This window comes from Pseudomonas sp. FA-1, from assembly GCF_056856075.1.
Genome location: NZ_JBWXTH010000005.1, coordinates 148,784 through 172,807, shown reverse-complemented (window position 1 = coordinate 172,807; position 24,024 = coordinate 148,784). Strand labels below are relative to the sequence as shown.

24 protein-coding genes are annotated in these 24,024 nt (G+C 64.5%); all 24 read right to left on the bottom strand.

Annotated elements, in window-relative coordinates; genetic code table 11:
• Positions 1-36: 36 nt before the first annotated feature.
• A complete protein-coding gene (locus tag AC1MHZ_RS11455; RefSeq protein WP_324815529.1) occupies positions 37-2,265 on the bottom strand; it encodes a chemotaxis protein CheA in 2,229 nt (742 codons plus the stop codon).
• Positions 2,266-2,277: 12 nt separating this feature from the next.
• Entirely contained in the window at positions 2,278-3,066 is a 789-nt protein-coding gene (locus AC1MHZ_RS11450) for a protein phosphatase CheZ (protein WP_084858216.1), read from the bottom strand.
• Between the two features lie 18 nt (positions 3,067-3,084).
• The gene (locus tag AC1MHZ_RS11445) at positions 3,085-3,459 is read right to left on the bottom strand and encodes a chemotaxis response regulator CheY (protein WP_011534888.1); all 375 of its coding nucleotides are present in this window, start codon (positions 3,457-3,459) and stop codon (positions 3,085-3,087) included.
• Between the two features lie 104 nt (positions 3,460-3,563).
• The gene (fliA, locus tag AC1MHZ_RS11440) at positions 3,564-4,304 is read right to left on the bottom strand and encodes an RNA polymerase sigma factor FliA (protein WP_084858217.1); all 741 of its coding nucleotides are present in this window, start codon (positions 4,302-4,304) and stop codon (positions 3,564-3,566) included.
• Positions 4,301-5,134, bottom strand: coding sequence for a flagellar synthesis regulator FleN (gene fleN, locus AC1MHZ_RS11435; protein ID WP_224456383.1), 834 nt, complete (start codon positions 5,132-5,134; stop codon positions 4,301-4,303). The genes fliA and fleN overlap by 4 nt, the downstream gene beginning before the upstream one ends.
• Positions 5,135-5,222: 88 nt before the next feature.
• A complete protein-coding gene (gene flhF, locus AC1MHZ_RS11430) occupies positions 5,223-6,533 on the bottom strand; it encodes a flagellar biosynthesis GTPase FlhF (RefSeq protein WP_084858219.1) in 1,311 nt (436 codons plus the stop codon).
• Positions 6,534-6,544: 11 nt separating this feature from the next.
• Positions 6,545-8,674, bottom strand: coding sequence for a flagellar biosynthesis protein FlhA (gene flhA / locus AC1MHZ_RS11425; protein ID WP_084858220.1), 2,130 nt, complete (start codon positions 8,672-8,674; stop codon positions 6,545-6,547).
• Positions 8,675-8,858: 184 nt separating this feature from the next.
• Positions 8,859-10,001, bottom strand: coding sequence for a flagellar biosynthesis protein FlhB (flhB, locus tag AC1MHZ_RS11420; RefSeq protein WP_465001282.1), 1,143 nt, complete (start codon positions 9,999-10,001; stop codon positions 8,859-8,861).
• A 2-nt stretch (positions 10,002-10,003) separates the two neighbouring features.
• Complete coding sequence (fliR, locus tag AC1MHZ_RS11415; protein WP_482966368.1) at positions 10,004-10,780, bottom strand: flagellar biosynthetic protein FliR; 777 nt, start codon at positions 10,778-10,780, stop codon at positions 10,004-10,006.
• A gap of 7 nt (positions 10,781-10,787) precedes the next feature.
• Positions 10,788-11,057 (bottom strand): flagellar biosynthesis protein FliQ, encoded by a 270-nt coding sequence (gene fliQ, locus AC1MHZ_RS11410; protein WP_224456386.1) that lies wholly within the window; start codon positions 11,055-11,057, stop codon positions 10,788-10,790.
• 21 nt (positions 11,058-11,078) lie between these two features.
• The gene (gene fliP / locus AC1MHZ_RS11405; protein WP_084858224.1) at positions 11,079-11,846 is read right to left on the bottom strand and encodes a flagellar type III secretion system pore protein FliP; all 768 of its coding nucleotides are present in this window, start codon (positions 11,844-11,846) and stop codon (positions 11,079-11,081) included.
• The gene (gene fliO, locus AC1MHZ_RS11400; protein ID WP_368830014.1) at positions 11,846-12,280 is read right to left on the bottom strand and encodes a flagellar biosynthetic protein FliO; all 435 of its coding nucleotides are present in this window, start codon (positions 12,278-12,280) and stop codon (positions 11,846-11,848) included. The genes fliP and fliO overlap by 1 nt, the downstream gene beginning before the upstream one ends.
• Positions 12,281-12,292: 12 nt before the next feature.
• Entirely contained in the window at positions 12,293-12,757 is a 465-nt protein-coding gene (gene fliN, locus AC1MHZ_RS11395) for a flagellar motor switch protein FliN (RefSeq protein WP_084858327.1), read from the bottom strand.
• 47 nt (positions 12,758-12,804) lie between these two features.
• Positions 12,805-13,773 carry a flagellar motor switch protein FliM gene (fliM, locus tag AC1MHZ_RS11390; protein ID WP_084858225.1) on the bottom strand — a complete coding sequence of 323 codons (969 nt, stop codon included), beginning with the start codon at positions 13,771-13,773 and terminating at the stop codon, positions 12,805-12,807.
• Between the two features lie 9 nt (positions 13,774-13,782).
• Complete coding sequence (gene fliL, locus AC1MHZ_RS11385; RefSeq protein ID WP_084858226.1) at positions 13,783-14,280, bottom strand: flagellar basal body-associated protein FliL; 498 nt, start codon at positions 14,278-14,280, stop codon at positions 13,783-13,785.
• Positions 14,281-14,498: 218 nt separating this feature from the next.
• A complete protein-coding gene (locus AC1MHZ_RS11380) occupies positions 14,499-15,758 on the bottom strand; it encodes a flagellar hook-length control protein FliK (RefSeq protein ID WP_482966367.1) in 1,260 nt (419 codons plus the stop codon).
• A gap of 70 nt (positions 15,759-15,828) precedes the next feature.
• A complete protein-coding gene (locus tag AC1MHZ_RS11375; protein WP_084858328.1) occupies positions 15,829-16,176 on the bottom strand; it encodes an Hpt domain-containing protein in 348 nt (115 codons plus the stop codon).
• 60 nt (positions 16,177-16,236) lie between these two features.
• Positions 16,237-17,928 carry an ATP-binding SpoIIE family protein phosphatase gene (locus AC1MHZ_RS11370; RefSeq protein ID WP_084858228.1) on the bottom strand — a complete coding sequence of 564 codons (1,692 nt, stop codon included), beginning with the start codon at positions 17,926-17,928 and terminating at the stop codon, positions 16,237-16,239.
• A 7-nt stretch (positions 17,929-17,935) separates the two neighbouring features.
• Positions 17,936-18,241 carry an STAS domain-containing protein gene (locus AC1MHZ_RS11365; RefSeq protein ID WP_084858229.1) on the bottom strand — a complete coding sequence of 102 codons (306 nt, stop codon included), beginning with the start codon at positions 18,239-18,241 and terminating at the stop codon, positions 17,936-17,938.
• A 224-nt stretch (positions 18,242-18,465) separates the two neighbouring features.
• The gene (gene fliJ, locus AC1MHZ_RS11360) at positions 18,466-18,918 is read right to left on the bottom strand and encodes a flagellar export protein FliJ (protein ID WP_084858230.1); all 453 of its coding nucleotides are present in this window, start codon (positions 18,916-18,918) and stop codon (positions 18,466-18,468) included.
• Between the two features lie 6 nt (positions 18,919-18,924).
• Positions 18,925-20,283 (bottom strand): flagellar protein export ATPase FliI, encoded by a 1,359-nt coding sequence (fliI, locus tag AC1MHZ_RS11355; protein ID WP_084858231.1) that lies wholly within the window; start codon positions 20,281-20,283, stop codon positions 18,925-18,927.
• Complete coding sequence (gene fliH / locus AC1MHZ_RS11350; RefSeq protein ID WP_482966366.1) at positions 20,273-21,043, bottom strand: flagellar assembly protein FliH; 771 nt, start codon at positions 21,041-21,043, stop codon at positions 20,273-20,275. Before fliH ends, fliI begins: the two co-directional genes overlap by 11 nt.
• 173 nt (positions 21,044-21,216) lie before the next feature.
• A complete protein-coding gene (fliG, locus tag AC1MHZ_RS11345; RefSeq protein ID WP_084858232.1) occupies positions 21,217-22,236 on the bottom strand; it encodes a flagellar motor switch protein FliG in 1,020 nt (339 codons plus the stop codon).
• Entirely contained in the window at positions 22,229-24,010 is a 1,782-nt protein-coding gene (gene fliF / locus AC1MHZ_RS11340) for a flagellar basal-body MS-ring/collar protein FliF (protein WP_324817588.1), read from the bottom strand. Before fliF ends, fliG begins: the two co-directional genes overlap by 8 nt.
• Positions 24,011-24,024: the final 14 nt, after the last annotated feature.

The window sequence follows — 24,024 nt, the reverse complement described above, 5'->3', positions numbered from 1 at the left end:
ATTAGGCGGCGCCACCGCCAGGGTGCGCCACCGAAATCAATAACGCCGCGCGGCGTAACGCTTGAGCATGCTCGGTACGTCGAGGATCAACGCAATACGACCGTCGCCGGTGATGGTCGCACCAGACATGCCCGGGGTGCCTTGGAGCATCTTGCCCAGCGGCTTGATCACCACTTCCTCCTGCCCCACCAGTTGGTCGACGACGAAGCCGATGCGCTGGGTACCGACCGAGAGGATCACCACATGGCCCTCCCGTTGCTCCTCGTGCACCTGGTCCTGGACCAGCCAGCGCTTGAGGTAGAACAGCGGCAGCGCCTTGTCGCGCACGATCACCACCTCCTGGCCGTCGACCACGTTGGTGCGCGACAGGTCCAGGTGGAAGATCTCGTTGACGTTGACCAGCGGGAAGGCGAACGCCTGGTTGCCCAGCATCACCATCAGGGTCGGCATGATCGCCAGGGTCAGCGGCACCTTGATGACGATCTTCGAGCCCTGGCCCTTGGCCGAGAAGATATTGATCGAGCCATTGAGCTGGGCGATCTTGGTCTTGACCACATCCATGCCCACGCCACGGCCGGACACGTCGGAGATCTCGGTCTTGGTGGAGAAGCCGGGGGCGAAGATCAGGTTGTAGCAGTCCGACTCGCTCAGGCGCTCGGCGGCGTCCTTATCCATCAGGCCCTTTTCCACGGCCTTGGCGCGCAGTACGTTCGGGTCCATGCCCTTGCCGTCGTCGGAGATCGACAACAGGATATGGTCGCCCTCCTGCTCGGCGGACAACACCACATGGCCGGTACGCGCCTTGCCGGAGGCTTCGCGTTCGTCGGGCATCTCGATGCCATGGTCGACGGCATTGCGCACCAGGTGCACCAGCGGGTCGGCCAAGGCTTCGACGAGGTTCTTGTCCAGGTCGGTCTCTTCACCGACCAGCTCCAGGTTGATTTCCTTCTTGAGCTGGCGGGCCAGGTCGCGGACCAGGCGAGGGAAGCGGCCGAAGACTTTCTTGATCGGCTGCATGCGGGTCTTCATGACCGCGGTCTGCAGATCGGCGGTGACCACGTCGAGGTTGGAGACGGCCTTGGACATGGCCTCGTCGCCGCTGTTCAGGCCCAGGCGCACCAGGCGGTTACGCACCAGCACCAGCTCGCCGACCATGTTCATGATCTCGTCCAGGCGCGCGGTATCGACCCGCACGGTGGTTTCCGCCTCGCTGGCCACAGGCTTATCGCCAGCCGGTGCCACAGCGCGTGCCGGGGCCACGGGCTTGGCAGCGGCAGGCTTGGCGGCTGGGGCAGGCTCGGGTTTGGCGACCGGCTTGCTATCGGCCTTCGGTGCGGCGCTGGCGGCAGCGGGTGCGACAGGCGCCTGGGTGGCCAGCGCATCGCTGGAGAACTTGCCTTTGCCGTGCAACTGGTCCAACAGGGCTTCGAACTCGTTGTCGGTGATGTGCTCGCCGCCCGCCTCGGCAGGGGCTGCCGGGGCGGCAGGTGCGGCCGCACCCGCCAGCGCATCGGCGGCGAAGGTGCCCTTGCCATGCAGTTGATCGAGCAGCGCTTCGAATTCGTCGTCGGTGATTTCGTCGGATGCCGCAGGCGCCGAGGTGCTGGCCGCTGGTGTGGCAGCCACGACTTCAGGGGAGAACTGGCCCTTGCCGTGCAACTGGTCGAGCAGCGATTCGAATTCGGCATCGGTGATCTCGTCACCCTCGCCGCCCACGACCTCGCCCTGCATCTGCTCGGCGGCCTGGGCCTTGACTGCATCGAGGGAGTCGAGCAGCTGTTCGAATTCACTGTCGGTGATGTCCGGCTCGACCGCTGGCACTTCGGCCTCGGCCGCCACCGGCGCCTCGACGGCGGGCGCAGCGCTGTCGGCACCGGCAGGCTCGGCCAGGCGCGACAGCGCCGCCAGCAGTTCCGGCGTGGCCGGGGTGATGTCGCTGCGCTCGCGCACCTGGCCGAACATGCTGTTGACGGTATCCAGCGCTTCGAGGACCACGTCCATCAGTTCCGCATCGACCCGGCGCTCACCTTTGCGCAGGATGTCGAACACGTTCTCGGCGATATGGCAGCACTCCACCAGCTCGTTGAGCTGAAGGAAACCGGCGCCCCCTTTTACAGTGTGAAAACCGCGGAAGATCGCGTTGAGCAAGTCGGCATCTTCGGGTCGGCTTTCCAGCTCGACCAGTTGCTCGGACAATTGCTCGAGGATTTCGCCGGCCTCTACCAGGAAATCCTGGAGGATTTCTTCATCGGCGCCGAAGCTCATTGAACGTGCTCCTTAAAAACCCAGGCTGGACAGCAAATCGTCGACGTCGTCCTGACCGGACACGACATCTTCACGCTTATCGGCATGAATCTGCGGACCTTCACCCCGAGTCGGATGTTTTTCTTGATCTTTTTCAGCGCGCAGTTGCTGGTGGTCGTGTTCGATACCGGCAAAACGGTCCACCTGGCTGGCCATCAGCACCAACTTGAGCAGGTTGCTCTCCACCTCGGTGACCAGCGCGGTCACGCGCTTGATCACTTGGCCGGTCAGGTCCTGATAGTCCTGGGCCAGGAGAATGTCGTTGAGGTGACCGGCAACCTTGCGGTTACCCTCCACGCTGTGCGTCAGGAAACTGTCGACGCGCTTGACCAGCTCGCGAAACTCAGGCGCTGCGACTTCCCGGCGCATGAAGCGCTGCCAGTCGGCGCTCAGGCTCTGGGCCTCGGCCGCCAGGTCGTTGAGCACCGGCGTGCCGGCCTCGACCAGGTCCATGGTCCGGTTGGCCGCGCCCTCGGTCAGCTTGACCACGTAGGACAGGCGCTCGGTGGCATCGGTGATCTGCGAGACTTCCTCGGCCTGCGGCATGCGCGGGTCGATCTGGAAGCTGACGATTGCACTGTGCAGCTCGCGGGTGAGCTTGCCGACTTCCTGGTACAGGCCACGGTCACGGGTCTGGTTCAGCTGGTGGATCAGCTGCACCGCCTCGCCGAACCGGCCGCGCTCGAGGCTCTCGACCAGTTCCTGGGCATGTTTCTTCAGGGTCGTCTCGAACTCCCCGAGCGATGTATTCATTTGCTCCATGGCGCCCCCTGACGTGACTCAGCCGTTGACGCGTTCGAAGATCTTTTCGATCTTTTCCTTGAGCACCTGGGCCGTGAAAGGCTTGACCACGTAGCCGTTGACCCCAGCCTGGGCGGCTTCGATGATCTGGTCACGCTTGGCTTCAGCGGTGACCATCAGCACCGGCATGCCCTTGAGACGGTCATGGGCGCGTACCTTGCGCAGCAGGTCGATGCCGGACATGCCAGGCATGTTCCAGTCGGTCACAAGGAAGTCGTAATGGCCGTTTTCCAGCATCGGCAGCGCCGTGGTGCCGTCGTCGGCTTCTTCGGTGTTGGTGAAGCCAAGATCACGCAACAGGTTCTTGATGATCCGCCGCATCGTCGAGAAGTCGTCAACGATGAGGATTTTCATGTCTTTGTTCAATTAGACCTCCAAGCAGTCTTTAACGCGCCCGGCCCCCGGGCGCGCGTTCAATCAATTCGGTACAACGTGCAACGACTGCGGCGAACCCTGGCTCAACGCGCCCGCCATTCTCCCAGGCGGCTGCGCAGGCGCGCCGCGCATTGGCTATGCAACTGGCTGACGCGCGACTCGCTGACCCCAAGCACCTCACCGATTTCCTTGAGGTTCAGCTCCTCGTCGTAGTACAGCGCCAGGACCAGGCGTTCGCGTTCCGGCAGGTTGGCGATCGCTTCGGCCAAGGCGGCCTGGAAGCGCTCGTCCTCCAGGTCCCGCGCCGGCTCCAGCTGGCCGCTGGCGCCATCCTCGTGCAGCCCTTCGTGCTCGCCGTCCTGCAGCAGGTCGTCGAAGCTGAACAGGCGGCTGCCCAGGGTGTCGTTCAAGATCCCGTAATAATCATCGAGACTCAATTGGAGTTCGGCAGCAACTTCATGATCTTTAGCGTCACGACCGGTTCTGGCTTCAACGGCACGGATCGCATCGCTGACCATACGGGTATTGCGGTGTACCGAACGCGGCGCCCAATCGCCCTTGCGCACTTCGTCGAGCATGGCGCCACGGATGCGGATACCGGCGTAGGTCTCGAAGCTGGCGCCCTTGCTGGCGTCGTACTTGTTGGCCACTTCCAGCAGGCCGATCATGCCCGCCTGGATCAGGTCCTCGACCTGCACGTTGGCCGGCAGGCGTGCCAGCAGGTGATAGGCGATGCGCTTGACCAGCGGGGCATAACGCTCGACCAGTTCATACTGGGCATCGCGCGCCGCCCTGCTGTACATCTTGTAACCACTCGCATTCATAGTACCGGCCCTGCACTGGTGGGTTGCACCAGGCGCTCGACGAAGAACTCAAGGTGCCCACGCGGATTGGCAGGCAGCGGCCAGCTGTCGACCTTCTGCGCGATGGCCTTGAAGGCCAGCGCACACTTGGACCGAGGGAAGGCCTCGTAGACCGCCCGCTGCTTCTGCACCGCCTTGCGCACGCATTCGTCGTAAGGCACGGCACCGACGTATTGTAGGGCGACGTCCAGGAACCGATCCGTGACCTTGGTCAACTTGGCAAACAGGTTGCGCCCCTCCTGCGGGCTCTGCGCCATGTTGGCCAGGACGCGGAAGCGATTCATGCCGTAGTCGCGGTTGAGCAGTTTGATCAGCGCATAGGCATCGGTGATCGAAGTCGGCTCGTCGCACACCACCAACAACACTTCCTGGGCGGCACGGACGAAACTGACCACCGAATCGCCGATCCCTGCGGCGGTGTCGATCACCAGCACATCGAGGTTGTCACCGATTTCGCTGAACGCCTGGATCAGGCCGGCATGCTGCGCTGGCGCCAGGTGCACCATGCTCTGGGTCCCGGAGGCCGCCGGCACGATCCGGACTCCGCCAGGCCCCTGCAGCAACACATCGCGCAGTTCGCAGCGCCCCTCGATGACATCGGCCAGGGTGCGCTTGGGCGAAAGGCCCAGCAGGACGTCGACGTTCGCAAGACCGAGGTCGGCGTCCAGCAACATGACCCGCCGCCCCAGGTCAGCCAGGGCCAGGGACAGGTTCACTGAAACGTTGGTCTTGCCGACGCCGCCTTTACCGCCGGTCACGGCGATCACCTGTACGGGATGCATGCTACCCATATTTGTTCTTTACCTTGTCTCGGGGCCCAGGCCACACAAGGGGTTGGAAAGCGCCCCTTTCGTGTAGGTACTTTGCGATGTCCATTCGTCAACCCACACGCTTGCCAGGGTTGTGGTAGAGATCAGCGAACATGTCGGCCATTGCCTCTTCGCTGGGCTCGTCCTGCAGCTGCACACTGACCGCACGACTAACCAACTGGTGCTTGCGCGGCAAGTGCAGGTCGTCAGGAATGCGCGGCCCATCGGTCAGATAGGCCACCGGCAATTCATGACTGATGGCAAGGCTCAGTACTTCACCGAGGCTGGCCGTTTCATCAAGCTTGGTCAGGATGCACCCGGCCAGGCCACAACGCTTGTAGCTGTGGTAGGCGGCGGTGAGCACCTGCTTCTGGCTGGTGGTCGCCAGCACCAGGTAGTTCTTGGCGGCAATGCCGCGCCCGGCGAGGGTCTCCAACTGCATGCGCAGGGCCGGGTCGCTGGCCTGCAGGCCAGCGGTATCGATCAGCACCACGCGCTTGCGCAGCAGTGGCTCCAGGGCCTGGGCCAGGGACTGGCCGGGGTCGACGTAGGTCACCGGTACATTGAGGATCCTGCCCAGGGTCTTGAGCTGCTCCTGGGCACCGATGCGGAAGCTGTCCATGCTCACCAACGCCAGCTGCTGGGCGCCATACTTGAGCACGTAGCGTGCGGCGAGCTTGGCCAGGGTGGTGGTCTTGCCCATGCCGGCCGGGCCGACCATGGCGATCACCCCGCCCTCCTCGATCGGTTCCACCTCGGGCACCTGGATCAGCCGCGCCAGGTGCGCCAGAACCATGCGCCAGGCCTGGCGAGGTTCTTCGATCTCGCCGGTCAGCTCGAGCACTTCGCGGGCGATGGGGCCCGACAGACCGATGCGCTGCAGGCGGCGCCAGAGGTTGGCCTGCTGCGGCTTGTTGCCCTGCAGCTGGCCCCAGGCCAGGGAGCCGAGCTGCACTTCGAGCAGCTCGCGCAGGCCCGAGAGCTCCGAGCGCATGGCGTCGAACAGGCGCGGGTCGACCGGTGCCGAGGCAGGCACGGCAGCCGGGGCCGGCGCATCGACATGGGGTTCTACCAGCGGTTCGGACGCGGTCAGCGAGAGGCCGGCGAACAATTGTCGGTTGCCTTCGTCACCTTCGTGGCGGCTGCTCAGTTCGGCCTGTGCGGTGGCAATGCGCGACTGGGTCTTGCGCAGCTCGTCCTCGAGCTCGATGTTCGGCACCCGCGGAGCCAGGGCAGACAGCTTGTAGTCCAGCGCGGCCGTCAACTCGACACCGCCGGCGATGCGCCGGTTGCCGATGATGGCGGCGTCGGCGCCCAGCTCATCCCGGACCAGCTTCATGGCCTGACGCATATCGGCGGCGAAAAAACGCTTAACTTGCATAACCCACTACCTCAGCCATTGGGGCCCACGGTGGCAACGATGGTGACTTGCTTGTTGTCAGGTATTTCCTGATACGCCAGAACATGCAAATTCGGTACAGCCAGGCGGCCGAATCGCGACAGCATGGCGCGGATCGGGCCGGCGACCAGGAGGATGGCCGGCAGGCCCTGCATCTCCTGGCGCTGGGCCGCCTCGATCAACGAGCGCTGCAGCTTCTCGGCCATGCTAGGTTCCAGGAGAACACCGTCTTCCTGGCCTTGCCCGGCCCTTTGCAGACTATTGAGCAAGATCTGTTCCAACCTTGGCTCCAAGGTAATCACAGGAAGCTCCGACTCAACGCCGACAATGCTTTGCACGATGGCACGGCACAATCCGACGCGCACTGCCGCGACCAGCGCGGCGGTATCTTGACTCTTGCCCGCATTGTTGGCGATCGCCTCGGCGATACTGCGGATGTCACGTACCGGAACCTGCTCGGACAGCAACGCCTGCAGGACCTTGAGCAAGCCCGACAAGGAAATGACACCCGGCACCAGTTCTTCAGCAAGTTTAGGCGAACCCTTGGCCAGCACCTGCAACAATTGCTGGACCTCTTCATGGCCGATCAGTTCATGGCAATGCTTCTGCAGGATCTGGTTGAGGTGGGTGGCCACCACGGTACTGGCATCGACCACGGTGTAACCCAGCGACTGCGCCTGGGCACGCTGGCCGACGTCGATCCATACCGCCTCCAGGCCGAACGCTGGGTCGCGCGCGGCGATGCCGTTGAGCGTCCCGAACACCTGCCCTGGGTTGATGGCCAGCTCACGGTCGGGGTAGATCTCGGCTTCGGCGAGAATCACCCCCATCAGTGTCAGACGATAGGCACTAGGCTGCAGGTCGAGGTTGTCGCGGATGTGCACGGTGGGCATGAGGAAGCCCAGGTCCTGGGACAGCTTCTTGCGCACCCCCTTGATCCGCGCCAGCAACTGCCCGCCCTGGTTGCGATCGACCAGCGGGATCAGGCGGTAGCCCACTTCCAGGCCGATCATGTCGATGGGAGTCACGTCATCCCAGCCCAGCTCCTTGGTTTCCAGGGCACGTTGCGGCGAGGGCAGCAGGTCCTGCTGGCGCTGCGCTTCTTCCTGGGCCTTGAGCTTGGCCTGCTGCTGCTTGCGCCAGACCAGGTAGGCGCCGCCAGCGGCCAACCCGCCAAGGCCGAGGAAGGCGATGTGCGGCATGCCCGGGACCAAACCCATGACAATCATCAACGCCGCCGATACAGCCAGGGCCTTGGGCGAATCGAACATCTGCCGGTTGATCAGCTTACCCATGTCCTCGGAGCTGGAGGCACGGGTGACCATGATCGCGGCGGCGGTGGACAGCAGCAGCGACGGCAGCTGCGCCACCAAACCGTCACCGATGGTCAGCAGGGCGTACACCTTGCCAGCCTCGCCGGCGGGCATGCCATGCTGCAGCATGCCGATGAGCATGCCGCCGATGAGGTTGATGAACAGGATCAGCAGGCCGGCGATGGCGTCACCGCGCACGAACTTGCTGGCACCGTCCATGGAGCCGTAGAACTCGGCTTCCTGGGCGACCTCGGCACGTCGTGCCTTGGCCTGCCCCTGGTCGATGAGGCCGGCGTTGAGGTCAGCATCGATGGCCATCTGCTTGCCGGGCATGGCGTCGAGGGTGAAGCGCGCGCTGACCTCGGAGATACGGCCGGCACCCTTGGTCACCACGACGAAGTTGATGATCATGAGGATGGCGAAGACCACGGCACCGACAACGTAGTTGCCGCCGATCACCACCTCACCGAAGGCCTGGATCACCTTGCCCGCGGCCTGATGGCCTTCGTGGCCGTGGAGCATGACCACCCGGGTGGAGGCGACGTTCAGCGCCAGGCGCAGCAGCGTGGCCACCAGCAGGATCGTGGGAAACGCGGCGAAGTCCAGCGGGCGCAAGGCGTAGACGCACACCAGCAGGACCACGATCGACAGGGCGATGTTGAAGGTGAAGAAGACGTCGAGCAGGAAAGGTGGGATGGGCAACATCATCATTGCCATCATCACCAGCAGCAACAGCGGCACGCCGATGTTGCCCCGGCCGAGGCCGGCCAGGTTGTTTCGGGCGCTGTTGATGAGCTGGGTGCGATCCACCGGGAATCCTCTATGAAGCAAAACTTTGACGCAATTGGGCGGTTTGGCGGTGGCTTTGCAAGAAGCCTTCCAACTTTGGGTTTAAGACGGCAGGGTTTGTCTTGAGGTAGGCGGCGCCAGCTCGCGATGCGCCGCGCGGGCGGCGCTGGATATCACAGGCGCTGATGCCCTATCGCCCTACACCTCATTCATCCCGCCGCAGATCAGGCGGAATCGGCAGGTCAGGCTTGAGCGGCTCCGGCGCCTTGCCCTTACCCGCCCGGTACTGACGAATCTGGAACACGTAGGCCAGCACCTGCGCCACCGCCAGGTACAACCCCGCCGGGATCTCCTGCTCGAGCTCCGTCGAGTAGTAGATCGCCCGCGCCAGCGCCGGCGACTCGAGAATCTGCACCTTGTGCTCGACCCCGATCTCGCGGATCTTCAAGGCGATGAAGTCGGTCCCCTTGGCCAGCAACAACGGCGCCGCCCCACCCTTCTCCGGGTCGTACTTGAGCGCTACGGCATAGTGCGTGGGGTTGGTGATGATCACATCGGCATCCGGCACCGCCGCCATCATCCGCCGCTGCGACACCTCCCGCTGCAACTGGCGGATGCGCTGCTTGACCTCCGGCTTGCCCTCCGAGTCCTTGTACTCGTCGCGCACCTCCTGCTTGGTCATCTTCAGCTTCTTGTGCGTCTGCCACAGCTGGAACGGCACGTCCACCGCCGCGATCAGCAGCAAACCCGCCGCCATCCACAATGCACTCCAACCCACCACCTGGGCACTGTGGATGATCGCCTGTTCCATCGGCTCCTTGGCGATCGCCAGCAACGCCTGGCGGTCGTTGGCCAGCACCAGCAGTGCCACCACGAGGATCACGAAAAACTTGGCCAGGGCCTTGAGCAGCTCGGTCAGCGAGTTCATCGAAAACATGCGCTTGATTCCCGAAAGCGGGTTCATGCGGCTGAACTTCGGCTGCAACAGGCTGCCGGAGAACAGGAACCCGCCCAGGGCGACCGGCGCGATGAGGGCGATCACGAACAACAGGATCAGGACCGGCTGAACGGCCCAGATCGCCATCTTGCCCGAGGTGAGCAGGAACACGCCCATGGCGCTTTCATCCACCAGCACTTCGCGGGGCAGGCTGAAGTTCAGGCGCATCAGGTCCAGCAGTGTCTCCCCCAGGTAGCCGCCGAACGCCAACAGCCCGCCGGCGCCGCCCAGGGTCACCGCCACGGTGTTGAGCTCCTTGGAGCGGGCGATCTCGCCCTTCTCGCGCGCATCGCGCTTGCGCTTGTCCGTGGGTTCTTCTGTCTTGTCCTGACCGCTTTCGCTCTCTGCCATGTTCAGCGCGCCCGTGCCAGTTCACGCAGCCATTGCAGCGCTTCGCTGGCCAATGCCTGGTAATGGGAAAGGACATCGGCGAGGCCGACCCAGAAGATGCCCATGCCCAGCACCAGGGTCAGCGGGAAACCGATGGAGAAGATGTTCAGTTGCGGCGCCGCCCGGGTCATCACGCCGAAGGCGATGTTGACCACCAGCAGCGCCGTGATCGCGGGCAGGATCAGCAACAGCCCTGCGCCGAATACCCAGCCCAGGCGCCCGGCCATCTCCCAGAAATGATTGGCCACCAGGGCATTGCCCACTGGCAGGGTGGTGAAGCTTTCGGTCAGCACCTCGAACACCACCAAGTGGCCATTCATCACCAGGAACAGGATGCTCACCAGCATGGTCATGAACTGGCTGATCACCGCCACGTTGACGCCGTTGGCCGGGTCGACCATGGACGCGAAGGCCATGCCCATCTGCACCGCGACGATCTGCCCGGCCACCACGAAGGCCTGGAACAGCAACTGCAGCGCAAAGCCGAACAACGCACCGACGATGATCTGTTCCCCGCACAACAGCACGCCACGCAGGCTCAGCGGGTCGATCTCGGGCAACGGCGGCAGGCCTGGGACGATCACCACCGTGATCGCCAGGGCCACGTACAGGCGAATGCGCATCGGCATCATGCGCGTGCCGAAGATCGGCATGGTCATCAACACCGCGGCCACCCTGAACAGCGGCAGGATGAAGGTGGCGACCCAGGTGCCGATCTGCGTGTCGGTCAGCTCCAGCATGGGGGCCTCAACCGATCAGCTGCGGGATGCTGGTGTACAGGCCAATGAAGTACTCCATGAACTTCTGCACCAGCCAGGGCCCGACGACGATCAGCGTCACCAGCATCACCAGCAGGCGCGGCAGGAAGCTCAGGGTCTGTTCGTTGATCTGCGTGGCGGCCTGGAACATCGCCACCACCAGGCCGACCAACAGACTTGGCACCACCAACACCGCGACCATCAGGGTGGTCAGCCAAAGGGCATCGCGAAACAGGTCTACGGCCACTTCAGGTGTCATGCAAGGCTCTCCTTGGCGGCGTCACACGCCACCGAAACTGCCGGCCAGGGTACCCATGATCAGCGCCCAGCCATCGACCAGCACGAACAGCATGATCTTGAACGGCAGCGAGATGATCAGCGGCGACAGCATCATCATGCCCATGGCCATCAGCACGCTGGCCACCACCATGTCGATGATCAGGAACGGGATGAAGATCATGAAGCCGATCTGGAATGCGGTCTTGAGCTCCGAAGTGACGAACGCCGGCACCAGGATGGTCAGCGGCGCCTGCTCGGGGCTGGCGATGTCGGTGCGCTTGGACAGGCGCACGAACAGGTCCAGGTCGCTCTGCCGGGTCTGCGCCAGCATGAAGTCCTTCAACGGCCCCTGGGCCTTGTCGATCGCCTGCTGGGCGGTCAGCTGTTCGTTCAGGTAGGGCTGCAGGGCATCCTGGTTCACCCGGTCGAACACCGGCGCCATGATGAACAGCGTCAGGAACAACGCCATGCCGGTGAGCACCTGGTTCGAAGGCGTCTGCTGCAGGCCCAGGGCCTGGCGCAGGATGGAGAAGACGATGATGATGCGGGTGAAGCTGGTCATCAGGATGACGAACGCCGGGATGAAGCTCAGCGCCGTCATGATCAGCAGGATCTGCAGGCTGACCGAATATTCCTGCTGCCCGTCCGGCCCGCTGGACAGGGTGATGGCCGGCACCGACAACGGGTCGGCGGCCACCGCCAACGGCGCAGCCAGCAGCAGCGCGAGCGGCAACAAGGTGCTCAACAGGATGCGCAGGGCGCCACTCATCACGTCTTGTCCTTCTGGTCCTTGCCCATCAGCTCGAGCAACCGCTGGGCGAACTCCGGCGTAGCCGGGCGGGCACCGGCGGGCACCTCCACGGGTTCTGCCAGCACATGCAACGCCTCGATGCTGCCGGGGGTATGGCCGATGAGGATCTGCTCCTTGCCCACCTGCACCAACAGCAGGCGGTCACGCGGGCCGATGGCGCGGCTGCCGACGATCTCGATGACCTGGGTGCCGCGGGGCGCTGCCCCCTGCATGCGGCGCAGCAGCCAGGCGAGGAAGAAGATCAGGCCAACCACCAGCAACAGGCCGAAGACCATCTGCGCCAGCTGCCCTCCCAGGCTGCCAGGGCTGGCCGGCGCCGGCGCGCCCGTCTGGGCCGCCGCGATCACCGCCTCGCTGGCCAGCAACGTACCGAGGGCCGTCAGGCCCCGCATCGCGCCCTTCACTCAGCGCAGCTTCTTGATGCGTTCGCTGGGGCTGATCACGTCGGTCAGGCGGATGCCGAACTTCTCGTTGACCACCACCACTTCGCCATGGGCGATCAGGGTGCCGTTGACCAATACGTCCAGCGGCTCGCCGGCCAGGCGGTCGAGCTCGATCACCGACCCCTGGTTGAGCTGCAGCAGGTTGCGGATGCTGATCTCGGTGCTGCCCACTTCCATGGAGATGTTCACCGGGATATCCAGGATCACGTCCAGGTTCGGCCCTTCGAGGCTGACGTTGTCGCTGGGCCGCGGGGAGCTGGCGAACTCTTCCATGGGCAGGCGACCCGCGCCCGGCTTGCCGCTGTCGGCCGCCAGCAGCGCGTCGATGTCGGCTTGGCCGGCGTTGCCGGTTTCCTGCAGGGCAGCCGCCCACTCATCGGCCAGGGCCTGTTCCTCCGGGGAGGTGATCTCGTTTTCGTTAGCCATGATGTCCTCGACAGGCATTCAATTCGGAAATAGCGACCGGCACGCCGTCAGCGGCGTTCGATCGGGTCGATGATCTGCAGCGACAAGGTGCCCTTGTGCGAGCCCAGGCGCGCCTTGAACGACGGCACGCCGTTGGCCCGCAGCACCAGGTGCTCGGGCAGCTCGACCGGGATCACATCGCCCGGCTGCATGTGCAGGATGTCGCGCAGCTTCAGCTGGCGACGGGCCACGGTGGCCGACAGCGGCACGCTGACGTCCAGCACGTCCTCGCGCAGGGCCTTGACCCAGCGTTCGTCCTGGTCGTCCAGGTCGGACTGGAAGCCCGCATCGAGCATCTCGCGCACCGGCTCGATCATCGAGTACGGCATGGTCACGTGCAGGTCGCCGCCACCGCCGTCCAGCTCGATGTGGAACGTCGACACCACCACCGCCTCGCTGGGGCCGACGATGTTGGCCATGGCCGGGTTGACCTCGGAGTTCATGTACTCGAAGTTGACCGGCATGATCGCCTGCCAGGCTTCCTTGAGGTCGACGAAGCACTGGTCCAGGACCATGCGCACCACCCGCAACTCGGTCGGGGTGAACTCACGCCCCTCGATCTTGGCGTGCCGCCCGTCGCCGCCGAAGAAATTGTCCACCAGCTTGAACACCAGCTTGGCGTCGAGGATGAACAGCGCGGTACCACGCAGCGGCTTGATCTTGACCAGGTTCAGACTGGTCGGGACATACAGCGAATGCACGTATTCGCCGAACTTCATCACCTGCACGCCACCGACCGCCACGTCGGCGGAACGACGCAACAGGTTGAACATGCTGATGCGGGTGTAGCGGGCGAAGCGCTCGTTGATCATTTCCAGGGTCGGCATGCGTCCGCGGACGATCCGGTCCTGGCTGGTCAGGTCATAGCTCTTGACGCCGCCGGGTTCGCTGGCGCTTTCGGTTTGTACCAGCCCATCGTCGACGCCATGCAAGAGGGCGTCGATTTCATCCTGGGACAGCAGGTCCTGCACGGCCATCTGGGGCTCCTACTGCAATACGAAATTGGTGAACAGCAGCTGGTCGATGACCGGCTTGCCGACTTCCTTCTGCGCCACTTCCTGGACCACCGCGGTAGCCTTCTGGCGCAGCATCTCCTGGCCCACCGAACTGGCAGCCAGGGTGTCGAAGCCTTGACCGGAGAACATCATCACCAGGTTGTTGCGAATGACCGGCATGTGCACTTTGAGCGCATCCAGGTCGGCCTGGTTGCGACCCTGCAGGGTGATGCTCACCTGCATGTAGCGCTGGCGCCCGTTCTGGTTGAAGTTGACCACGAAGGCCGGGGCCAGGGGTTCGTAGATCGCCGCGGGCTTGGCGTTGGCCTGGGCAGGGTCGGCCGCCGGGGCCGACTCGCTCTTGTGCATGACGAACCAGGTGGCGCCCACGGAGAGACCGACCGCCAGGAGCAGGGCCAACACCAACAACAGGATCAGCTTGAGTTTGCCTTTTGTGGCGGGGTCTTTGACTGCTTCGCTTTTCGCCATGCCAATAATCCGTCGTCCATCGGGGTTTCAAGGGAGGATGACGGGGGTTGAGCAAGTGTTATGCCAGATTTGATGCGGCGCTTATCCGGCAGATGGCAGATCCGGCCCTATCGCCGGCAAGCCGGCTCCGACAGGTACGGTAGCGCCTCCGAAAACAGCGCTGGACAGGTGGGAGGCGGCTTGCCGGCGATGGGGCCGGTTAGGGCCAGGAAGAAATGTCAGGCGTAGTAGTCCACCGCACTGTCGCCGATGACCACCTGCGGCTCGATCGGCCATGACGCCTCGGCCACTTCACTCTCCTCGCCGCCCCCGGCCATGGCACGCCGTGCCGCGACGCCCGAGAGGTTCGAACCGTCCTGCTGCCCCGGCTGTTGCTGTTGCCCACGGGACTGGTCGGCGACATTCACGTCCGGCTGCGCCAGGCCTTGCTGGGCGAACAGCTCGCGCAGGCGATGCACCTGGCTGTCCAGCGCATCGCGCACACCGGCATGGCCGCTGATGAAGGTGACCTGGGTGGATTGGTCCGTCGCCACATTGACGCGGATGTCCAGGCGGCCGAGCTCGGCGGGTTCGAGCTGGATATCGGCGGATTTCAGGTTCTGGCTGGACAGGTACATCACCCGGTTCACCAGCCCTTCGGCCCAAGCGTTCTGGTTCATCGGCAACGGCTGGTGCAGTGGGCTGGCGGGTACGGCGTTGGCGGCTTTCGGCGTGGCGGCCTGGGTCAGGCTGGCCAGCCGGTCGGCGAAGTCATCGACGCGGGTGTCGCTGCCGGCTCCCTTGATGTCCTTCAGGCCATCTTCGAGCAGTTCGCCGAACGCCTTGTCGCCCGGCTGCGACTGGCCACGCTCGGCGTCCACCGGGTCGACCAGGTTCGCCAAGGTATTGACGGAGGTCCGGCCATCTTCGACCTGGGCGGCATCGCCTGGAGAGGCGGCATGGGTGGACGTCGTACCCTTGGCCTGGGCGCTGTGCTCCAAGGCCAGGCGCAAGGTCGGCAGGTTGGCCAACGGGTCGGCCTCGGGATCGAACGGCTCAGCGCTTGCCTCTTCTTCGGGCAAAGGCTCGGCAGGTGACTGGACAGCCGCCTGCAACACAGGCGCCACCGCTTCGGCCTGGGCCTGGATCAACTGCGCACCGGGTTGCGCGTCGGTGACCTGGCCGGCCACCAGGTTGGCATCGAGGGGGCTGCTATCGCCAGCGCCTTGCGTCTGTTCGGAAGCTGGCAAGGTATTGCCGGCTTCGGCAACCGGTTGTGCTTCCTTCGGCGGCACCTTGCCGCCGGTGGCCTCGTCGCGCTTGTCCTTCGACTTGGCCTGGGCCGCCTTTTCATCGCCTCCCTGGCGCGCCATCACCTGGTCAAAGCCATCCCCTCCCTGATTGCCCGCCGATTGCGGCTTGTCGGCCGCCGCGGCGCTGGCGCGTGACGGCTTGGCCAGGGCATTGGCTTGCAGCAGTGGGTTGGGTGCGACAGGCATTGAAAGGTCTCCGCGCCGGAAATCGTGAAATCGTCCAGGCAAAGACACGCAAGACTCGCGCCAGGTTTGCTCAGCCGGCGGAAATACGTTGTCGCTCACTGCGATAGAAGCGCTGCACCTCCAGGTATTCCTGGTCGATGCGGTTGATCAGATCCTCGATTCCATACAAAGGTCGCTGCCGCACCCGCTCCTCGAGCTGGCGGCACAACTCGGCGAGCCCGACCGCCCCCATGTTGCTGCTGCTACCTTTGAAGCTGTGCGCGGCCTGGCCCAGCTCCTCGGTGCTCTTGGCCCCATGCAGCTGGTTCAGGCGTCGCTCGGAGTCTTCGAGGAAGGTTTCCAGCAATTGCAGGTAACCATCCTCCATGACCTCTTGAAGATCCGCGAGGACCTTCTGGTCGATATGCATGTCAGTCACTTGTTCACTCCCTTGATCAAGCTCGATCGTACCTGCCTGGGCAGGGCCCGCGCCGAACACCTACCAGCAGAATACCACTCGTGCGCAACGACCGCCCTCCAGCCATTCGGCGCCCTGGCAGAGGCTGCGGACCAATTGTACGCCCCGCCCGCTCAACCCATGTTCCGCTGGGTGGCGGGACAACACCCGTGTCACGTCGAAACCTGCGCCACTGTCGCGTACTGCTACTGTCAGACGGCCGCCTGCAGGCAAGGGTTCAACTTCCAGGTCGATGCGTACGAAGCCGTCCAGCGCTTGCCCCAGGCGCAGGTTGCGCTGGCGGTAGTACTCGGCGAACCCCTGGGCATCGTGCTTGAGCCGTGAATCCAGGCCCAGCACCCCATGTTCGAGTGCGTTGGTATACAGCTCGCTGAGGACGGTATGCAAGAGCCCACTGCTTGGCCGCAGGCCGTGGATTTCCTGCAACAGTTGTACTAGGTATGGCACGGGATTGAAACGTTTCAAGCTCTCGGCCTGCAGCTCGAAATGCAGCGACCAGTTCAAGGGGCTGCCATGGCCGTTGTCAGCGTAGCCCGTCGGCACCGGCACCTGCCGTTGCGGCTCGATCATGGCGATGTCGCACAGGCTGATATCGTCTCGCCGGCGCCCACCGAAACGTTCCAGGGCGCGCATGACATCGTCGAGCAAGCACGCAGGATCATGATTTCCTGCCAGAACCGCCTGCAAGCCCGATACACCGAACAACCGGTCCTGATCGTCACAGGTGTCGACCACGCCGTCAGACAGCAACAGCAGCCGCTCGCCGACTGCCAACGGCAACACCTCGGTACTGTCGTCGAACCGCTCCGGCGCCAGGATCCCCAGCGGCAGGTGGCGGGATACCAGGGAGGCCATCACCTCACCGGTGGCCGACAGGTGATAGGCGTCCGGCATGCCACCGCTCCACACCTCCACCCTGCCGCGCTCGAAGCTCAGGTTGAGCATCACTGCGCAACAGAACATGTCCACTGGCAGGATGCTCTTGAGCTTGGCGTTCATCTCGCGCAGCGTGTGCGCCACACCATAGCCCTTGGCGCTCATGCCATAGAACACTTCAGCCAGCGGCATCGCGCCGATCGCCGCAGGAAGGCCATGGCCGGTGAAATCGCCGAGCAGCACCTGCATATCACCGCAAGGGGTATAGGCAGCCAGCAGCAGGTCGCCGTTGAACAAGGCGTAGGGCGATTGTCGGTAACGAATGTTGGGCGCACGCAGGCAACCGGAGTGCGCCACCTTGTCGAACACAGCCTTGGCTACGCGCTGTTCGTTGAGCAGGTGATGGTGATGCCGGGTGATCTGGTCGCGTTGCTCCAGTACCGTGGCATGCAGGCGACGCAAGCGGTCCATGGCGCGGATCTTGGCGCCCAGGATCACGGCGCTGTAGGGCTTGGCCATGAAATCATCGCCGCCGGCCTCCAGGCAGCGCACCAGGGCGTCTTCTTCGTTCAACGAGGTCAGGAAGATGATCGGCACGAAGGCCTCGCCGGCCAGCGCCTTTATCCGCCGCGCCGCTTCGAAGCCGTCCATGACCGGCATCAGCGCGTCGAGCAACACCAGGTGGGGGCGCTGTTCGGCGAACATCGCCACGGCCTGCTCGCCGTTCTGCGCGGTGAAGACTTCATGCCCCTGACGCCGGACGATCTGCGCCAGCAGTAGCCGGTCCGCCGCGCCATCCTCGGCAATCAGCACGCTCAGCGCCCGTTCGGCCGGCATGATGGGCTCAGCTGATATCGAACAGTTTTTCGAAGTTGGAGATGGCGAGGATCTTGCGCACGTCAGGGCTGGTGTTGATCACGCTGATGCAGGCATCTTCGCCGCCTTCGTGGTCACGCAACAACAGCAGCATGCCCAGGGCGGAGCTATCGAGGTAGGTGGCATCCTTGAGGTCGACGACCACTGAGTCCGGACGCACAGGCTGGCGTTCGTAGGCATTGCGAAATTCTTGGTGCCTGCCGAAATCGAAACGGCCCTTGACCTTGATCGTCAGTTTTTTCTCGTCCTTTGAAAAATCGGACTCCACAGCCATGCCAGCGATTCCTTCGATGAAGATGGCGAATACGATCCTAAAAGGTTTAGCAGCCCGGCCCGGAGCCTGCAAGTTGGGTTTGCGGGGGCCTTGCAGACCCCATCGCGGGACAAGCCCGCCCCCACAGGTTGTACTGTCCGCAAAAAGTTGGGTGCCTTCATCCAGGCTCGGCGCTTCACCTTGCCTGTGGGAGCGGGCTTGTCCCGCGATTGGGCCGAAACGCGTTACAGATGCCGCTCGCGCGGCAGGCGCTGGGACAATTCATCCAGCAACTTCTGCTCGCGCTTGTCCTCGGCACGCCGGGCCTCGTCCTGGTAGCGCTGCACCAGCTTGCGCAGCCCCTCTACGCGGGCGTGAGCCTGCTGCCAAGTATCTCGGGCATTGTTGAGGTTGTTCTGGTGCCAGGTCAGGCTCTGGCGCTGCTGGGTCATGGCGGTCTCCAGCTGCCCCAGGAAGCGCTGGTAGTTGACCAGCCAGTTGCCGTTCACCCCTTGCCCACCACGGTCGATCCACTGCAGCTGGTAGTCCTCGCGAAAACGCTCGAGCTCGGTCAGCTTGGCCTGGGCCAGGGCCACCTGCTGCTGGAAATGCCCCAGGCGCTGGGCGGCCTTGCGCTCGGCCTCCTCGGCCATGTCCACCACCGGCGCCAGGCGCGCGGCTCGACTGGGCAGCCCCATGACCTATCAGCCTCCCACCGGCGCTGCGAAGATTCCGTGAAGCTGCTCGCGACTCTGTGTCATGCCGACATTCTCCTGCAACCCCTGGCGCAGGAAGCCCACCAAGCGCGACTGCAAGGCGATGGCCTGGTCGGTTTCCGGGTCGCCGCCAGCGACATAGGCACCCACGCTGATCAGGTCGCGGCTTTGCGACAGGCGCGACCACAGCTGCTTGAACTTCTGCGCCTCGCGCAGGTGCTCGGCATCGACCACCTGGGGCATGACCCGGCTGATCGACGCTTCGATATCGATGGCCGGATAATGCCCCTCCTCCGCCAGCCGCCGGGACAGCACGAAATGGCCATCGAGCACGCCCCGCGCCGAGTCGGCGATGGGGTCCTGCTGGTCGTCACCTTCGGACAACACGGTATAGAACGCGGTGATCGAACCACCGCCGGGCTCACCGTTGCCGGCCCGCTCAACCAGCTTGGGCAGCTTGGCGAACACCGACGGCGGGTAGCCACGGGTCGCCGGCGGCTCGCCGATGGCCAGGGCGATTTCCCGCTGGGCCTGGGCGAAACGGGTCAGCGAGTCCATCAGCAGCAGCACGTTCTTGCCCTTGTCGCGGAAATACTCGGCGATACGTGTGCAGTACATGGCCGCACGCAAGCGCATCAAGGGCGCATCATCGGCAGGCGATGCCACCACCACCGAGCGCTTGAGCCCTTCTTCGCCGAGGATATGCTCGATGAATTCCTTCACCTCGCGGCCCCGTTCGCCGATCAGCCCGACCACGATGATCTCGGCCTCGGTGAAGCGGGTCATCATGCCCAGCAAGACCGATTTACCTACGCCGGTGCCGGCGAACAGGCCCAAGCGCTGCCCCCGGCCAACCGTGAGCAGGCCGTTGATGCTGCGAATGCCCACGTCCAGCGGCTGGCTGATCGGGTCACGGTTGAGCGGGTTGATGATCGGGCCGTCCATCGGCACCCAGTCCTCGGCCTTCATCCCACCCTTGCCATCCAGGGCACGACCGGCACCGTCGAGCACACGCCCGAGCATGCTCATGCCCATGGGCAGGCGGCCGCCCTCGTCCAGCGGCACCACCCGGGCCCCAGGGGCGATGCCGGCGACGCTGCCGACCGGCATGAGGAAGATCTTCGAACCGGCAAAGCCCATCACCTCGGCCTCGACCTGGACCGGGTGGTGGCTGTCGTCGTTGATCACCAGGCAACGCCCGCCCACGGCAGTGCGCAGGCCCTCGGCCTCCAGGGTCAGGCCGACCATGCGCAGCAGGCGGCCCTCCACGATCGGCTGGTCCGGCAGCTTCACCGCCCCGGCGTAGCTGCCAAGGCGCTTGGCGAAGCTGGTGCGCTCAAGACGCATCGCCGTGCTCCAGGTCCACCGAGAGGTCCGGCGCCGCCGGGTGCAGGCCTTGCTCGTGCAACTGGTCGAACAATTGCGCCAGGGCTTTCTCGGTACGCGTCTCCATGGTAGCGTCGATACGGCTGTGCAGCGTTTCGATGCGGCAGCCCCCTGGCAGCAGGGCCTCGTCCTCGAGCAGCTTCCAACGCTCCTCGTGGCGCTCGCGCAGGGCCTTGATTTGCTCGAAGTCCTGGGGGTTGAGGTGGATACGGATGTTCTCGGCGCCCATCGGCAACAGCTTCAGCGCCTCGCGCAGCACGTGGGTGATCTGGCTCGAGTCGCTGTGCAGCTCGCGGCCGATCACCTGGCGCACCATGTGCGCCACCAGGTGCACCAGACCTTTTTCGATCTCTTCGTCCTGCTCGGCGATTGGCTCGAGCAGGTGGCCCATCAAGCGCTCCAGGCTACCCAGCTTGGCTGCCAGGGCCGCTTCGGCCTCCTGCCGAACCTTCAGCTGGGTGCTGTGAAAGCCCTCGCGCTCGCCGGTGGCGAAGCCTTCGTTGTAGGCCTCCTGGCGAATGGCCTCGAGCTCCTCGAGGGTCAGCGGCTGGACGTCTTCCAGCGGCACTTCCTCGACTTCCTCCTCGACGACCTCCGGCTCAGGTTCAGGCTCTGGCTCAGGTTCCGGCTCCGGGTCGAAGCTGGGCAGCGGCCAGACGTCGACACCCTCGAGGTCGCGGGCGCGGATCAGGTCGCTGGGGTGGGATTCTTTGGTGGGCATGTTCTTCAGGTACTCATCAATGAGCAACGCCATTTGGTGTAGGAACGGCCTTGTGCCGCGAAAGGGCTGCGAAGTAGCCCCGGCAATCTATGCAAAAACGCTGAAATCCAGGGGCTGCTTCGCAGCCCTTTCGCGGCACAAGGCCGCTCCTACAGGAGCTGGCGCAGATTGGATCAGATCATTTCCTCGGCGCCCTTGCCGCCGAGCACGATTTCGCCCGCCTCGGCCATGCGCCGTGCGATGGTGAGGATTTCCTTCTGCGCCGCCTCGACATCGCTGACCCGCACCGGGCCTTTGGCCTCCAGGTCGTCGCGCAGCAGCTCCGAGGCCCGCTTGGACATGTTGCGGAAGATCTTGTCCTTGACCTTCTCGTCGGCCCCCTTGAGCGAAACCACCAGCACATCGGAGGACACCTCGCGCAACAGCGCCTGGATACCACGGTCGTCCACGTCGGCCAGATTGTTGAAGACGAACATCAAGTCTTCGATCTGCTCGGACAGGTCGCCGTCGATCTCGCGGATCGAGTCCATCAGCTGGCCTTCCACCGAACTGTCCAGGAAGTTCATGATGTCGGCTGCACGCTTGATGCCGCCCAAGGTGGTACGCGCGGCGTTGGAGTTGCCGGAGAACTGCTTCTCGAGGATCTGGTTGAGCTCCTTGAGCGCCGCCGGCTGCACAGTGTTGAGCGACGACACGCGCAGGATGATGTCCAGGCGCACCTTGTGGTCGAAGTTGCTCAGCACCTCGCCGGCCTGGTCGGGGTCCAGGTAGGCGACCACGATCGCCTGGATCTGCGGGTGCTCGTAGCGGATGACATCGGCCACGGCACGCGGCTCCATCCACTTGAGGCTGTCCAGGCCGCTGGTGTTGCCGCCGAGCAGGATGCGGTCGATCAGGCCATTGGCCTTGTCTTCGCCCAAGGCCTGGTTGAGCATCTTGCGGATATAGCCGTCCGAGCCCACGCCCAGGCTGGTCTGGTCGCCAACGATCTCGACGAACTCGCTCATCACCTGCTCGACCTGCTCGCGGTGCACGTTGCCCATCTGCGCCATGGCCACGCCGACCCGCTGCACTTCCTTGGGCCCCATGTGGCGCAGCACCTGGGCGGCGTCGGTCTCGCCCAGGGACAGCAGGAGGATCGCCGCCTTGTCGACGCGGCTCAGCTTGGCGGTAACGGCTCGGTTGTCACTCATCGGCGTTGATCCACTCTTTCACGACCTGGGCTACGCGGCCCGGGTCTTCGGCCACCAGGCCCTTGATTGCGTTGAGCTGTGCTTCGTAGCCCTCGCTGGGGCTAGGCAACAGAATGCTTTGCGGGCCACCGAGGGTGACGCGGTCGTTGGCCAGTTCGCCATCCAGACCGATCATCCCGCCCAGCTCCATGTCGCTGTCGGTAGCGGCGGCCTGCTTGCCACCGCCGGTGATGTTGTTGAGCACCGGGCGCAGCACGCCGAACACCAGCACCAGAATGAACACCACGCCCAGCACTTGCTTGACGATGTCCCAGAACCACGGCTGCGAATAGAACGGAATGTCGGCCAGCTCCACGCCACGGTCGGCGGAGAACGGCACGTTGACCACGGTCACGCTGTCGCCGCGGCTGGCATCGAAGCCCACCGCGTCCTGTACCAGGCGGGTGAAGCGTGCCAGGTCTTCGGCGCCCCAGGGCGCCCGGGTGGTCTCGCCGGTGGCGGCATCGACCTTGACCTGGTCGTCCACCACCACCGCCACCGACAGGCGGGTCAGGCGACCCTGCTGCTGGCGGGTATGGCTGATGGAGCGGTCCAGCTCGAAGTTCTTGGTGGTCTGCTGACGCTTATCGGCCGGGTACGGCGCGAGCATCGGCTGGCCGGTGGCCGGGTCCATGATCTGCTGGCCGTTGGCATCGACCAGCGGTTGCCCGGGCTGGATCGCCCCTGCGGGCGGTGCAGCGGCCGTGGCGTTTTCAGGGGCTGCGGCACCGGCCGGCGGCTGGTTGCTCAAGGCACCCGGTACGCCTTGCGGCGGCTGGCTGCTGGTGCGCTGCTCGTTCACCGACTGCTCGCTGCGCAGGGCCGGCTGGTCAGGGTTGAACTGCTCGGAGGTGGACTCCACCGCGCTGAAGTCGACGTCGGCGGACACCTCGGCCTTGTAGCGGTCGTTGCCCAGCACCGGCTGCAGGATGTTGTGCACGCGCTGGGTCAGCAGGCCTTCCATGCGGCGGCTGTAGTCGAACTGCTTGCCGGCCATGGTCAGGGCGTTGTCCTGCAATTGGTCGGACAGCAGGTTGCCCTTCTGGTCGACCACGGTGACCTGGGACTTGTCCAGCTCCGGCACGCTGGTGGCGACCAGGTTGACGATGGCCATCACCTGCCCGGCTTCCAGGGCTCGGCCCGGGTACAACTCGACCAGTACCGATGCACTGGGCTTGCGCTCGTCGCGTACGAACACCGAGCTCTTGGGGATCGCCAGGTGCACCCGGGCGGCCTTGACGTTGTTCAGGCTGGAGACGGTACGCGCCAGTTCGCCTTCCAGCCCCCGGCGGTAACGGGTGGCCTCCATGAACTGGCTGGTGCCAAGGCCCTGCTCCTTGTCGAGGATCTCGAAGCCGATGTTGCCATCGCTGGGCGCTACGCCTGCAGCCGCGAGCTTCAAGCGTGCGCGGGACAGGTCGTCGGCCTTGACCAGCAAAGCGCCGGAGTTGGGCTCCACGCGGTAGCCGATGTCGGCCGAGGCCAGGGTGTCCATGACCTGCTTGGCATCCATGCCTGCCAGGCTGCCGTACAGCGGCCGGTAGTCCGGCTGCTGCGACCAGAGCACCACGGCAAAGCCGATCGCCACGCTGGCGGCCAACCCGACCAACAGGCCGACCTGACGCAGCATGGGCATCTGCGAGATGTTTTCCAGGAACGCCATGCCGAACAGCGGCGGCTTGGCCGCTGGCGGACCGCTCTTGGCGGGGGCGTTATCGACGACTGCTTCGGCCATGACCTACCCTGCCC

Excerpts from the sequence above, each read along its gene's own strand:
- fliG (WP_084858232.1), bottom strand. The coding sequence starts at position 22,236 with ATGAGTGACAACCGAGCCGTTACCGCCAAGCTGAGCCGCGTCGACAAG.
- AC1MHZ_RS11455 (WP_324815529.1), bottom strand. The coding sequence starts at position 2,265 with ATGAGCTTCGGCGCCGATGAAGAAATCCTCCAGGATTTCCTGGTAGAG.
- flhF (WP_084858219.1), bottom strand. The coding sequence starts at position 6,533 with ATGCAAGTTAAGCGTTTTTTCGCCGCCGATATGCGTCAGGCCATGAAG.
- fliA (WP_084858217.1), bottom strand. The coding sequence starts at position 4,304 with ATGAATGCGAGTGGTTACAAGATGTACAGCAGGGCGGCGCGCGATGCC.
- flhB (WP_465001282.1), bottom strand. The coding sequence starts at position 10,001 with ATGGCAGAGAGCGAAAGCGGTCAGGACAAGACAGAAGAACCCACGGAC.
- fliO (WP_368830014.1), bottom strand. The coding sequence starts at position 12,280 with ATGCGGGGCCTGACGGCCCTCGGTACGTTGCTGGCCAGCGAGGCGGTG.
- fliN (WP_084858327.1), bottom strand. The coding sequence starts at position 12,757 with ATGGCTAACGAAAACGAGATCACCTCCCCGGAGGAACAGGCCCTGGCC.
- fliR (WP_482966368.1), bottom strand. The coding sequence starts at position 10,780 with ATGCTGGAGCTGACCGACACGCAGATCGGCACCTGGGTCGCCACCTTC.
- fliQ (WP_224456386.1), bottom strand. The coding sequence starts at position 11,057 with ATGACACCTGAAGTGGCCGTAGACCTGTTTCGCGATGCCCTTTGGCTG.
- AC1MHZ_RS11380 (WP_482966367.1), bottom strand. The coding sequence starts at position 15,758 with ATGCCTGTCGCACCCAACCCACTGCTGCAAGCCAATGCCCTGGCCAAG.
- AC1MHZ_RS11450 (WP_084858216.1), bottom strand. The coding sequence starts at position 3,066 with ATGGAGCAAATGAATACATCGCTCGGGGAGTTCGAGACGACCCTGAAG.
- fliH (WP_482966366.1), bottom strand. The coding sequence starts at position 21,043 with ATGCCCACCAAAGAATCCCACCCCAGCGACCTGATCCGCGCCCGCGAC.
- fliM (WP_084858225.1), bottom strand. The coding sequence starts at position 13,773 with ATGGCCGTGCAGGACCTGCTGTCCCAGGATGAAATCGACGCCCTCTTG.
- fliI (WP_084858231.1), bottom strand. The coding sequence starts at position 20,283 with ATGCGTCTTGAGCGCACCAGCTTCGCCAAGCGCCTTGGCAGCTACGCC.
- fliF (WP_324817588.1), bottom strand. The coding sequence starts at position 24,010 with ATGGCCGAAGCAGTCGTCGATAACGCCCCCGCCAAGAGCGGTCCGCCA.
- fliP (WP_084858224.1), bottom strand. The coding sequence starts at position 11,846 with ATGAGTGGCGCCCTGCGCATCCTGTTGAGCACCTTGTTGCCGCTCGCG.
- fliJ (WP_084858230.1), bottom strand. The coding sequence starts at position 18,918 with ATGGGGCTGCCCAGTCGAGCCGCGCGCCTGGCGCCGGTGGTGGACATG.
- AC1MHZ_RS11445 (WP_011534888.1), bottom strand. The coding sequence starts at position 3,459 with ATGAAAATCCTCATCGTTGACGACTTCTCGACGATGCGGCGGATCATC.
- fliL (WP_084858226.1), bottom strand. The coding sequence starts at position 14,280 with ATGGCGAAAAGCGAAGCAGTCAAAGACCCCGCCACAAAAGGCAAACTC.
- AC1MHZ_RS11370 (WP_084858228.1), bottom strand. The coding sequence starts at position 17,928 with ATGCCGGCCGAACGGGCGCTGAGCGTGCTGATTGCCGAGGATGGCGCG.
- fleN (WP_224456383.1), bottom strand. The coding sequence starts at position 5,134 with ATGGGTAGCATGCATCCCGTACAGGTGATCGCCGTGACCGGCGGTAAA.
- AC1MHZ_RS11365 (WP_084858229.1), bottom strand. The coding sequence starts at position 18,241 with ATGGCTGTGGAGTCCGATTTTTCAAAGGACGAGAAAAAACTGACGATC.